At 60.6% G+C, this 12,413-nt stretch carries 9 protein-coding genes; 1 reads left to right on the plus strand and 8 read right to left on the minus strand.

The features are described 5' to 3' along the window. The 8 genes from EN738_RS20535 to EN738_RS20570 all read right to left on the minus strand — a co-directional run. Window positions 1-1,594: glycoside hydrolase family 16 protein (locus tag EN738_RS20535; protein ID WP_145966889.1), on the minus strand; the 1,594-nt coding region annotated here is incomplete at its 3' end. A 978-nt stretch (window positions 1,595-2,572) separates the two neighbouring features. After that, window positions 2,573-3,280 carry an SIS domain-containing protein gene (locus EN738_RS20540; RefSeq protein ID WP_127285298.1) on the minus strand — a complete coding sequence of 236 codons (708 nt, stop codon included), beginning with the start codon at window positions 3,278-3,280 and terminating at the stop codon, window positions 2,573-2,575. Further along, the gene (locus tag EN738_RS20545) at window positions 3,277-4,278 is read right to left on the minus strand and encodes a GHMP kinase (protein WP_127285299.1); all 1,002 of its coding nucleotides are present in this window, start codon (window positions 4,276-4,278) and stop codon (window positions 3,277-3,279) included. Before EN738_RS20545 ends, EN738_RS20540 begins: the two co-directional genes overlap by 4 nt. After that, window positions 4,275-6,197: an HAD-IIIA family hydrolase gene (locus EN738_RS20550; RefSeq protein ID WP_127390825.1), complete on the minus strand. Its 1,923-nt coding sequence runs from the start codon at window positions 6,195-6,197 to the stop codon at window positions 4,275-4,277. The genes EN738_RS20545 and EN738_RS20550 overlap by 4 nt, the downstream gene beginning before the upstream one ends. Further along, window positions 6,197-7,174: an NAD-dependent epimerase/dehydratase family protein gene (locus tag EN738_RS20555; protein WP_210212288.1), complete on the minus strand. Its 978-nt coding sequence runs from the start codon at window positions 7,172-7,174 to the stop codon at window positions 6,197-6,199. The genes EN738_RS20550 and EN738_RS20555 overlap by 1 nt, the downstream gene beginning before the upstream one ends. Before the next feature lie 349 nt (window positions 7,175-7,523). Further along, a complete protein-coding gene (locus EN738_RS20560) occupies window positions 7,524-8,423 on the minus strand; it encodes an NAD(P)-dependent oxidoreductase (RefSeq protein ID WP_127285302.1) in 900 nt (299 codons plus the stop codon). Between the two features lie 7 nt (window positions 8,424-8,430). Continuing rightward, window positions 8,431-10,002, minus strand: coding sequence for a GMC oxidoreductase (locus EN738_RS20565; protein ID WP_210214085.1), 1,572 nt, complete (start codon window positions 10,000-10,002; stop codon window positions 8,431-8,433). A gap of 48 nt (window positions 10,003-10,050) precedes the next feature. Beyond that, on the minus strand, window positions 10,051-11,202 hold the full coding sequence (locus tag EN738_RS20570; protein ID WP_127285304.1) for a glycosyltransferase: 1,152 nt from the start codon (window positions 11,200-11,202) through the stop codon (window positions 10,051-10,053). Window positions 11,203-11,720: 518 nt separating this feature from the next. Here EN738_RS20570 and EN738_RS20575 point away from each other — a divergent pair. Beyond that, on the plus strand, window positions 11,721-12,413 hold a 693-nt coding region (locus EN738_RS20575), incomplete at its 3' end, for a hypothetical protein (RefSeq protein WP_145966890.1).

The raw sequence follows: 12,413 nt of genomic DNA on the forward strand, positions 1-12,413 counted from the left end.
TTGGGGTGGTTGGGGTTGTTGGGGCTGCCGATGACGTCGCGACCTGGAGACCGGAGAACGTCTTCACCGCGGCCGCAAGGTTCGCAGCGACACCGCCGGCGTCCTTGATGCTCGCACCGTTCGGAAGATTGACCCCGGTGATGGCAAGTGCCGAGGTACTCGTGTGGGTCGACGCGACCGTGATGCGGAAGTTGAGCGCGCTCGTTCCGGAGCCGCCCACATAGGTGGCGGTCGCGCCATTGTTGAGCGACAGCGTCGGCGTGCCCGATACCGCCACGGCCTCGTTGAAGCCGAGTGTCAGCGTGACCGTGTCTCCGACGTGCTCGGTGCCGGTTCCCGGCGAGGCCGTGGCCTGCGTCACCGCCGGCAAGATCGGATCGATCTGGAGCCCGGAGAACGTCTTCACCGCGCCCGAGAGGTTCGCCGCAACACCGGACGCATCCTTGATGCTCGCGCCGCTCGGAAGATTGACCCCGGTGATGGCGAGCGCCGAGGTATCCTTGTCGGTCGAAGCGACCGTGGTGCGGAAGGTGAGCGCGCTGGTGCCAGAGCCACTGACATAGCTGGCCTTTCCGCCGTCATTGAGCGACAGTGTAGGCGTGCCCGTGACGGTCACGGCCTTGTTGAAGGCGACCGTCAATGTGATGGCATCGCCGGCATGCTCGGTTCCCGTTCCCGGCGAAGCGGCGACCTGAGTCACCGCCGGCTGGACCGTCGGCGTCGTCGGGGTCTGGGTCGATGACGTCGTCGAGGGAGTGACGTTGGCGCCCGTGACGGTGTCGCCGCTGCCCGCCTTCTGATAAAGCTGAACCCCGTCGATCAGCATTTGCATCGACGATGGGGTCGAACCATCCAGAGCCGTATGCCACCCGCTCGCGTTGTCATTCGCGACCCCCAGGTTCATCATCAATTGCATCGGCTCATCCGGGATCGCGACCTGGGCGCTGGTCACTTGCGCCATCTGTTTGCCGTCCAGATACCAGGTGATCGATTCACCGGGCACCCAGTTGATGCCGTAAGTGTGGAAGCCGCCCGTGAGGTCGATGCCGCTGTCGATAGTGTCGCCGACCCACCCTGATGGCCCGTGGAGGTGCCAGGAGAAGTTGTTGTCAGCCGACCCCGAACCGGTAAATCCACCCTCCTGTATGTCGAGCTCGAAATTGTCGCCGCTGCTGCCCGCGCCATCGCCGGGCATCAGCCAGAGGCCTGGCCATGCGCCGTCGCCGCTCGGCGCCTTCATGCTGATCTGAAGGTAGCCGCCGTTGAATTCAAAGTTGCCATAGCTGCTGACGGCGCCGGACGTGATCGGGAATGTCTGTGACACCCCACCCTGATTTACGCCGTTGATGGCCTGTTTGATCGCCGTGAGATCCAGGTACCCGTTGCTCACCGACACCTGGCTCGGCATATCGTAGTCGGCATTATATGGGCCGCCCGGCGTGCTTCCTCCCGACCCATTGCTATTCCATGCCCAGCCGTCGGCGGCATTGCTGGTGATGTAGGTATTCCAATCGCTGCCGAGCGTCGTGCCGGAGAAGTTTTCCTCGTAGACGAGGTCGCTGGAAGTATAGCCTGCGGGGGCGGAAAGAGTCATTCCGAGATCCTTCTTTGGCGCTGAAAAAAATAGAGAACTCCACTGCCGCGCATCGCCAAGCTGCGCGACATGTCGCCTGCTCGCAGTCAGGCACTGCGAATGGATTTCAAAGTAACTGAGGTTTGGAAGGCCTCGCACTAGACATATTGTCGAGCGAGCCTAACGTCGAACGCATCATCGGTGGCGGGTTTTGTCGACGGGAATGCTCACATCTCGCCCGGCGGGAGCGCAGCCAAGCATGCCTTGTAGTATAAGCACGGTAGATCCTTGGTTCATTGCGTCTTTTTTGTTTTAATTCGACCCGCGCACCCAAGCAAAACGCAGGCATTTCCGCTTCTTAACTTATTCACTCACATCGTTTTGTACCTGCATGAATTGATCATTAAGGATGATGTACGTGACGTCGGCGACCCTACCACGATTTGCGGCGAGAATGAGGCTGGCAGAATGCCTGTTAACAAATTACTAACATAACTTATTAACACATTCTAATATGGAAAGTGATCGAACGGCCGCACTGGAACCGCCTTCCCGACGTCCTGCCAAACCGTGTCCGTTGGCTGAAAATGTTGCGCAGCTTGGGTTCGAGCGGTCGTTCGCATAGTGGAAGGCTGGCGTCATCGGGCGCCGCGCCGACGGCACCAGACAGGCCGTTCACTCGCGACCCCAACGTGCCTGCATAGCGATCATGGCGTTCAAGATCTGGGTGGCACCAGGATGCGTTTGGGCGGCTTGTTGAAATGGCTGAAACGTGGCCCTGGTGCGCGAAGGGGTTTCGTCGCCGCGGGACGGCCCCGTGGATTGTCAGATCTGAGCCGCGCAACCAGTCGCCAAAGCTCCACCTCGTGGCCGTCTGCTAACTGCCTGGCGTGCTCTTGCGCCGCGCCGTCGTCCGTGCAGGCAAGGTTGACCCCGCCCATGAACTGGCCGCGTTCGTCCAGAACGTAGAGCCGATAATGGGGCATCGCCTGTTCTCGATCAGGATTGCCAGCCCGTCTCGGCGCTAGCTGGATTTGCATTGAAGCCTCCAGCAGCGCTGCGCCGCTGTCGCCGATCGCTCCACTTTTGTGTACTCGCAAGACAAAGACGCTGCATGACGACATGCCCGAACATGGAATGGATATCCTCCGCAATTTGCATGTCATTCACATTGACCCAGACCACATGTTGGGCGATCTGCCGGAGCGTGCCTCCGCCGAATCCGCAAAGGCCTAACGTAACTGCGCCATGATCATTGGCGTATCGAACGGCGCGCAGAACGTTTTCCGAGTTTCCGCTTCCCGATATTGCGATGACCAAGTCGCCCTCGTTCAGGATGTTCTTCAGCTGCTCGACGAACACATCCTGGAAAGAAACATCGTTCGCGTATGCAAACGTAAGGCCCACATTGTCGACCAGCGTCCGGCCACGAAACGGGCGCTTCGTGGAAAGATAGATGCTCTTGTTCCAGTCCGTGATGAAATGCAGCGCCGTGAGCGAACTGCCACCATTTCCAAGCGTGATTATCTGCTTGCCATCCTCCTGTGCCTGCGCGACCAAGGCCACTGCATCATCGATGCTTTGGTGGTCCAATGAAGCCAGGACGATCTCGAGTTTCTTGAAATAGCCTTGAGCACTGCCGCCAACATTTTTTATTGAGCGGGCTCCGATGTCGGTTGATTGATTACTGCCGCCAAAATGTTTCATTGGGTGGACTCCGATGTCGGTTGATAGTGAACGATGCGGCTCCCGGCGAAGTCGAACTTGACAGGGAAGTGCTTTAGGTCCCCTAGGGCCGCTTTGATGGCGTCGTGGCGATCGAGAGGTGCGAAGAACATGAGAAAACCTCCTGCACCTGCTCCCAGCAGCTTGCCGCCCGTGGCACCCGCCCGCATTGCGGTCTGGTACCAGTGATCGATTGCATCGTTCGTGATTTCCTCAGAGAGGCTCTTTTTTAAGAGCCAGTTCTCGTGGAGGATTTCGCCGAAGGCGTCGAGGTTGCATCGATGTAGTTCATCACGAAGCTGATAGGTGAGCCCGACCATCCGCCTCAGCGCTTTGCGCTTGTCCGGCGCTTTTGCGATCCCCTCCGACTGGCGTACGAGAATGTCCGAAGCACTGCGAGTAATGCCGGTGTAGAACATGAGAACTTGCTTCTCGATCGAAGCGATGAAATTACGCGGGCATATGAGCGGTGACACCGAAACGCTGTCATCGCAGTGAAACTCGATGAGATTCAATCCGCCGAAGGCGGCGGCGTATTGATCCTGCCTTCCAATGGGCGCGCCACAAAGTTCGATCTCGATGCAACAACTATCGGCACCGAGCTTTGCCTTGGAGACATATTGCCCTCGGAACGCGTTCAGCGCGTGCAGAAGGCCAACCGTAAAAGCGCTCGATGATCCAAGTCCGGTTCCCTTGGATGGAATATCGGCAATAGTCGTTATTTCAACGCCCCCGCATATCCCAAGGTATCCCATCGTCGCCCTGACAATCGGATGCTGGATATCCTCAACGCTATCGACCTCTTCCGTTTTGGAATAAGCGATTCGAGTGCCGTTATCGAACTTGCGGTTCACATTCACGTAGACGTACTTGTCGATAGCAACACTTAGGACGGCGCCGCCTTCCTCCCGATAGAAGGCAGGCAGATCGCTGCCACCTCCCACGAAGCTCACTCGAAGCGGCGTCTGGCTGATAATCATCCCACGGCCTCAATCAGCTCGATCGCCCGCAATCGGACACAATGGTTGGCGCGCGCCCGCGATGCCAGAACGATTGGTGTCTCGTCCTCCTGGCGGGAGCTGTAGATACGCGCTGCAGCCTCCCGATCCACGCCTCGACGCGAGTATTCCCGCGTTACTCGGTACCTCCTCAGCTCCTCATCGATATCAACGAAGAATGTGTGTGCACGACCGGGCAAAACCACATCGGACAGCGAAAGAGCGACGGATCCTTCCACGACCAGGACGGTTTCCGGAGAAATGCTTATCTTTTCCGATCTTGGATGCGATATGCGGCTCAGCTTTTCGTAGTAGGGCAGATCGAGCGTCTCGCGAGAACGAACGCCGACCAGGCGGCTTAGAACCTTCCTGATCTCGTTCATGTCGTAGCGACCCATCACCGTTGCTTTGCGATCGGCGGCGGACCGTATCCAGCGATCAAGGGCAACGACTTGTGCATCAATGCCGCGGCCGCGAAGCACCTCGGCGATAGCGCTGGAAAGGACACTCTTTCCGCTCCGGGAGAGCCCTGCCACGAAACACACATCACCCGGCTTCACATGCGCGATCAGATCAGATGCCGTGTCGACCAAGGTCGGGTGAACGGTGAGAATGAACTTGGCAGCCTCGAACAAGTCTGGGACGGTATAGTCGGGCATGACATGATACTTGCTGTCCAGCCCGCCCGCGCCCGTCTCGACCAGAATCGATCTGATGCCGGACCGTTTTGCGAGTGCGACGTCGGCAGAGGAATCGCCGATGACCCAGGATTGTCTGCGATCGATATTGAACGCCTCGACCGCCTGGTCGACCAACCCGGTGGCGGGCTTGCGGCATTCACAGTGGACCTTTAGCGCTTCAACCTCGCCGGCAAAGCCGCGGTCTGGATGGTGCGGGCAGTAGTAGATGGCATCGACAAAAGCCCCGTGGCGGCCAAGCTCGGTCTCCATCTTGTTATGGATCATCCGCAAGTCTCGTACAGAGCATCCTCCTCTCGCCACAACGGGTTGGTTGGTGACGACGATTGCCCGGTATTCGGCCTGGTTGAAACAGGCGATCGCGGCCGCGGCCCCCTCGATCAGTTCGAAGCGTTCGGGACGATCGATGTGCCCATAGTCGACATTGATGCACCCATCCCTGTCCAAAAATACTGCTTTCTGCGGAGAAGCGAGTGAAGCTCGGGCTATGCGGCCGGAGGCAAGGTCGGCGCAGGCCTTGTCAAGTCTCGCCGGGGTTCCCGCGTCTTTTATGTACTCAGGGCTGCTATAGCTTCTGATCTCCGCGCCGGCCCGAAGCATTTCAGGAAAGAGATCTTTGCCAAAATCCAGCGGAGTTGCCGCGGCGCGCCACGGGTACAGGGCTTGTCTTCGAATGTAGTAAAGAGCCGCGCTGACTTTGTTGGGATAAAAGCAACCGGGATCGTGTGGATAAGGATGGAACGCGGCAACCACGCCATCTTCCGACGTTTCGATCAGATCGGAATCTTGCGGGTGATCATTCGGATGGGTGAAAACAGTTGCGGCTGCTGCCTTGTGTTTTTCATGGAAGCACTTGAAGCGGGTGAGATCGACGTCGAGCATCGTGTCGCCGTAGATGGTGAGGAAGTCGTCGTCGAGCAGATGCAAAACAGACAGAACCGCTCCGGCAGTCCCGCGAGGTGCACCGTCATCTACACAACGAACGTCAATCCCCCAATTCCCGCGCTGAGTGCAAAATTCCACGATCTGCTCGGCTGCATGGTTCACCAGGATCAAGATCCTCTCGATCCCGTGTTGCTTGGCGAGGAGGATTTGATGCTCGAGAAGCGGCGTGCCACCAATGTTGGCCAGCGACTTGGGCAAATCACCGATCCGGCCCCTGAGCCGTGTCCCCAGACCACCCGCAAGTACCACGGCTTGCATCACGGGTGTCCTTCCTGCCGCACGATTTCCACGACGGCTTTTCGGACAGCGTCGGCCGATCCAAGCTGGGGCCGCCAACCGAGTGCACGGAGCTTTGCTACGTCATAGGAAAACCGGGGAACATCCCCCGTCCAACCGCGATCTTCAAATCCGTATTCGATCCCCGCGCCCGGTGCGACGGCCTCGACGGTCGTTTCCGCTATGAAGCTGACGGTTACCCCTTTGTCCTCGGGGCCGATATTGTAGCAGCCAAGCCGCTCGGATGCGTTTGCACGCAGGTAGACGATCGCATCGATCAGGTCATTGACGTGAAGATAGGCCTTCCGTTGCCGGCCCGATCCCAAGACATTCAGCTTGTTTGGTGTGATCTTCAGCTTTCTGACGAAATCCAGAATGACGCCATGTGTTGCCGGAACGCCGATCACGTTCGGAAAGCGAAAAATCAAGGCCCGCGCCAACCAATTCTCGACGGCTGCGCTGATTAGCGCTTCCGATGCGAGCTTCATGGCGCCGTAGTTGGAAATCGGCAGCAGCGGCCCGACATCCTCTCTGATCGGAGCCTCCCCCAAATCGCCGTACACGGCTGAGCTGGAAGCGAAAGCAAGGAACGGAACCTCTGCCGCCTTCATTGCGTCCAACACGTTGAACGTCGTCAGAAAGGTATCGCGCAGATCGACAGAGGCATCGGCGATTCCTGCGGGAATGTCTGAATTGGCAGCCATGTGCCAGACTTCGGAAATCGGAATGCGACCGTGACAATTCAAAAATCGGGTTCTCACCGCAGCCGCGTCTGAGAGATCCACTTTCTCGAAAAAGAACCTCTCATGCGAGAGAAGTCCGTTCAGGTTTTCCCGAGAGCCTCGCGACAGATTGTCAAAGCCGAAGACCGGATATCCGCGGTCAACAAAGATCCTTGCAAGCCTGCTTCCTACAAAGCCGGCCACTCCCGATACGAAGATGGCGCGCGGTTCACCCAATCGGATTGCCCCTTACCTCTTGTGCGCAAGCTTTCGCGCCACAAGTCCTCCGGATTCTGCAATGACTTCCGTTTGCAAGCCTTCACCGCCGGACAAACAGGGAATTCGACGGGGGCTCGGCGTTAACCTCTGCGCTCGTCTTTGAGGTCATGCGTCTCTTGCGTCTTTGTGAATCATTGCATGGTTTTCTTCGATCCGCGATTATTCCTCGGGGGTAGCCCCATTTTGCTGATCCGGACTGAATCGCATCGCGCCCGCCTGTGCGGCGACGCTGCCGCGGATCCTTGCGATCGTGCCGGCCGCAAAGTTTCGCCGTTTGCGTCTCTTGGCGGATCGAACCGGCCTTCGACTAAGAATACCGACGCAATGCCCCGGATGAGGGGCGGTCGCCATCCAGCGAGAAGCTCCGAAACTCGATACCGAGTTGCCTGAGCCGCTCTACGCCGGGAACCGCACGCGCCGGGCGCACGAGCCCGAGGATGGAGTCGGATCGGAAGGGCAGGGGGACATGCAGGGCCTCAGCTGCCTTGAGCGCGCCACTGACAAACTGCCAGGGCACGGAGACGGCGTGCAGTGTTCTGCCTTGCGATGCGGCGATCTCGTTCATGAGCCGTCGGAACGGCACCGGTTCGGGGTTGGCCAGCCCTACCGGTTCCAGCAGGGGCATGTCCGACTCGGCAATTCGCACCATGGCGGTTGCCATGTCCGCCTCATGCACCATGAACTGATGGGAGCGCGCCCCGATCAGGGGTGTGACCGGCAGCGTGGTGAGCTTGCGGAGCGCGCCTGCCATCCCGCCCCAACCAGGGCCGTACACCAGGCCGAGCCGGGTGGAGACAGCTCCCAGACTGCCGGCGGTGCGTTCGCAGGCCAGCTTCGCCTGACCGTACAACTGTTGGGTTCCCTCCCAGGCGGACATCGAGGAGATGAAAATGACCCGGCGAACCCCCGCGTCGACCGCATTGCGGAGGAGGTGCTGCGAGCCGGACACATTGGTGCCCCACACATCGCCGGCGCTGACGAGGGTCAGGTCCCATGCGCCGTGGATGAGCACATCCAGGTCGCTGAATGCTGCCCCCGACAGTGGGCTTTTGATCTCGTACGGGCGCCACTCAGTGACGCCGGCGGCAGGCCCGGAGGTCACCCGGTTCGAACGGGCGAACGCGATGACCTCATGCCCTTGTTCGGCGAAGGCGGCACGCAGGATGGTCCCGACATATCCGTTCGCTCCGGTGATACCGACCCGCATCGAACGCTCAAGCCATCAGCTGCATCGCTTCGCGAGCGATGCGATGTGAATTAGCCATCACCGTCAGGGTAAAGGTGGTTGCCGGAACACTTGGGAAAACCGACCCGTCGATGAGATGGATCCGGTCCCAGCGCGCCAGCCGCCCGAGGCGGTCTGTCGTCGCACTCCCGGAATCCGGCTCATTGGCGTGAGGAAAGCTGCCGCCAAAGTGGTAGCTCTTGGCTCCGCCCGACCATAGCATCTGCGGCGTGACTGGCCACAAGTCCAGGTAAGGTGCCGCTTTGCGGATCCGCCTTATTACGTCAGGCAGCATCGGAGGCACACATTTGCCCCTGACCCTGGCCTTGCTGAAGCCCTCCGAAGTGATGGTAATCTGGGGAAGCTCGTCAGGAGCTGCTGCGGACAGCTGGGCGCTCACCCGGATCTTAGGTGATGCCCAGGACGGCAAGTAGCCCAGGCCTACCGTCAACCGGCTGAGCAGCCGATCGGTCGCGAAGGCGGCGGCGCGGTGTTTGAGGAACCCGGGAAGCGCATCGTAATATGCCTGGTTGAACGGGTAGAAGTGAATCTGTGAAACATCCAAGCCTTCGTCGTCCCGGGCGATGACCATGGTGAACTGGTTGAGTGTGAACTCGCGCCTTGCACGTGGGTCGGGGGTTGGCTTCATGGAAATCATTGGAAGAACGAACTGAGCAGATTCCGAAAGATGTACCGGCTGGTCCGACCTGAGCGAGCCTAGCATCAGCCTTGTGGTCCCGATTGCTCCGCAGCCCACGAAGACCCGGTCGGCCGTGAATCGCTGGATATGGCCGCTCGACAGTTCCCGGGCGTGCACGACGGCCGTGTCGCCATCCTGTTCGACTCGCACCGCGAGCAACCCGCTGCGGTAGTCGATCCTCCCGTTTCGCCGGAAGCGATCGAAGCTGTGCGAGGCCGAGAAGATCAGCGACCGTGGGCACCCGGTCATGCACAGGCCGCAGAGCTGGCATTCGGGGGCAGCGAAGGCGAGCCGGGCGCGGCCTATCGTTATGCCGGTCGAGCGCACTCGCTCGCGGTGCCGGTGGTAGTTGGCCAGGACCATCTGTGTCCGCGGCGCCAGCGGCGGAAGCGGGTCCGGGGATCCGATGAGCGGAAACCACTCCTCGAGATCGTCGGACTCTCCAGCGAAAGGAATGTGACCCAGGATCGTCCGATAGTGCTCTTCCATATCCGAGAAGTCGACCGGCCATCCCTTGAACGTGGCGGCGCTGAAGGGCATGATTTGGGCCCCCCAGACATTGCTGAACCCGCCGTAGGCGCTCGATATGACCGCCGGGTTCACTCTGCCCACGGAATGGACGCCGTCGAGCTGGCCCTTGTTGGCAAACGGGAAATCGGATCCGTAGCTTCTCTTTTCAGGCAGCGAGTCGGACTGGACCCGCTTGGGCTGCAGGCTGACCCGGCGGACGTCCTCCTCATCCCAGTCGTCGACACGCAGCCTGGACAGCCTGGCTATTACCTCCTGGGTCTCCGCGTCCAGCACGGTGCCCGGATCGAACACGGTTATCTTCTCGTCCGGTTTTTCGGACAGCGCCAACACGGCGGCGGCTGCAGCCGGACCCGACCCGATGATTAGCGAAGACGGCATCTACTTCCCACGTCTAATGCCTTGCGCGGCTGCGTCCAGTATCTGCTTGTTGGCCTGTTGGCGCAGCCGGCGCAGGCGGCGCAGTAGAGCGATCCGGCCGGTGACATGGCCTGCCGCGGCAAGACCCACGCCAACGATTATTGCCGCGCATCGCGCCAGCCCGTGGGCGTCGCCCTTGGCCGCTTGCAAAATCTCGCGCGGAACGCCCCTGGTCAGCGCGTGCCAGACGAAGCGGGTCTCGGCACCCAGTGTGGCGGCGTCGCCCATCTGGGCAAAGGCCTCGACTTTCCCCTTGTTGACGAAGAAGCAGCGGCGCCAGAAGTACTTCCAGGTCGGCCGTGAGGCGGGCACAAAGTGGCGGACGGTCGCCGCCGGTTCATAGATGACTGCCTCGCTGCCCTTGATGTGCGCCACGCGGTGGCACATGTCCATGTCGTCGTGATGGTCGGAATGGAACCCTCCCACCTGCTCGAGGAGGGTCCGCCGCACCGACATGTTGGCTCCGATGAGGTGGGCCAAAGGGCCTCGGCTGGTCGGAAGGCCATCGTAAGCACATCCGAACACCCAGTCGAACTGTAGAGGGAACCAGCCCGGGCGGCCAACCTCGAACACCGGAATGGGACGCCCGCCGACGGCGCCGATGCGCGCGTCCTGGTACGGGGCGGTGAGAACCTCGAGCCAGTCCTTGTCGGCCGCCGCATCGTCATCCAGGAACGCCAGGATCTCTCCGGCAGCCGTCTCGGCTGCCGTGTTTCGGGCCGACCCGAGATGCCCGTCCCATTTGTTCTGGATCACCCGTATCGGGGGGGTGGATGCAGCGAAGTCAGCCCATTGGGCGGCACAACGGCGGAACAGGGGCTGGTCGACGCATACGATGATCTCGCAGGGCTGCAATGTCTGCTCCTGAGCCGAGGCCACCGACTTCAGCAGCAGTGCCCACCTGTCCGCAGTGTAGGCACAAATAATTACTGAGATCGTAGGGGGGCGGCGTTCGCTGCTGACGCCATCGTCGGACTGCCCGGTTTTCGATCGCGGCTGACCGGTTGTGACAACGTCAGCGCCGCAAGCGAGACCGATATTCGGGTTCCGGACGTGGCCCTCTTGGCCAACGCCAGTCGACGGATAGGATTGCGCAAGCTTCAGAATACGCATCTAGGATTTCTCCCGACTTGAGCTGCCAGTTTCTGTCCAAACTCTTGGATAGGGGTGCGATGGTCCTGGTTTGAAACGCCAGGCCTCACGCACTGGATCCGGCCTGCCCGGAGGGCGGTTCTCGCCACGGAAGATCACCAGGGCCCGCGTGCGCGGCGGGTCTGGCGGCGCACCGGCGTGACGCAAACCACCTCGCGTTACGCAGTCCGTATTTTGTCCGTTTCCGGTCGACAATCATCCCTCCACGTGACTCCTGTCGCAGGCACAGCGCAAGCGCCCCGAAGGACTACCCCTTCTGACCTCGCACAGGCGAGCGTCGATCGGGCATAGTAGTGCCTGGCCGCTTCCAGCCGCTCGAGTGGGGACCCGTGCTGTCAGCCATCTCCCAAATCAAATGTTCGGCGAGTCTCCGAAACCGCAGCGGGTGGAAACCATCCTTGCGCTGCGGGGCGCGCTGCTGCTTTGTCATCGTGGAGTTGTGAGCTGGCGTCCTTTTGAAATCGGCTGCGAGAACAACAATGCGCATCTGCCTCAATCTCGATCCGTCCCGGCTACTGCGATGGCACCTTTGGCTGGCAGAAGCGCTTGCTGAAGTGCCTGGCAACGAAGTCTCCTGCGCTTTGGTGGCCGGCCGCCGGCCGCTGCCGTTAGTCTGCCGTCTGCTCCTCGAACTCGAAAGACTGGTCTATGGCTTTCGCGGGAAGAGCGCCGTCGACCCGGTAGACGCGGCGCTGCGGCGCCTGCCGCCGCCTCCGGCCGACCAGGTGGATGTGGTGATCGATTTGAGCGGGCTGGGATCGCTCCCGGCGGCGCGGCGCGTGCTCACTCCGGTATTCAACGGCGCACCCGGCGAGATCGGAGTCATGGCGGCCTGGGTGAACAATCAGGATCTTCTCGTCGAGCTGCACGACACGGCTCGCCCGTTGTGGCCGTGGACGGCGCGCCTGGCCAGCGCGGACCATGAAGTGCTGGCAATGAGGCTCGACAGCGCCCTTTCCTGCGCTGTGCCACTAATCCTCAAAGCCCTGCGCGAGGAAACCGGTTCAACTACGCACGGTATCTCCGGTCCACGGAAGGCAGTACCTTCATTTGGCGCGCTTTCGGCTCTGGCAAGGGCGACCGGCACGGTTGCATCGAAGGCGATCGGGGCTTTGGACATCCTACCGCCCCTCGCCAGAATGTCCAAAGCCCCGATCGCCTTCGATGCAACC

Origin of the sequence: Mesorhizobium sp. M4B.F.Ca.ET.017.02.2.1 (assembly GCF_003998955.1) — a bacterium.
Classification (GTDB): Bacteria; Pseudomonadota; Alphaproteobacteria; order Rhizobiales; family Rhizobiaceae; genus Mesorhizobium; species Mesorhizobium abyssinicae.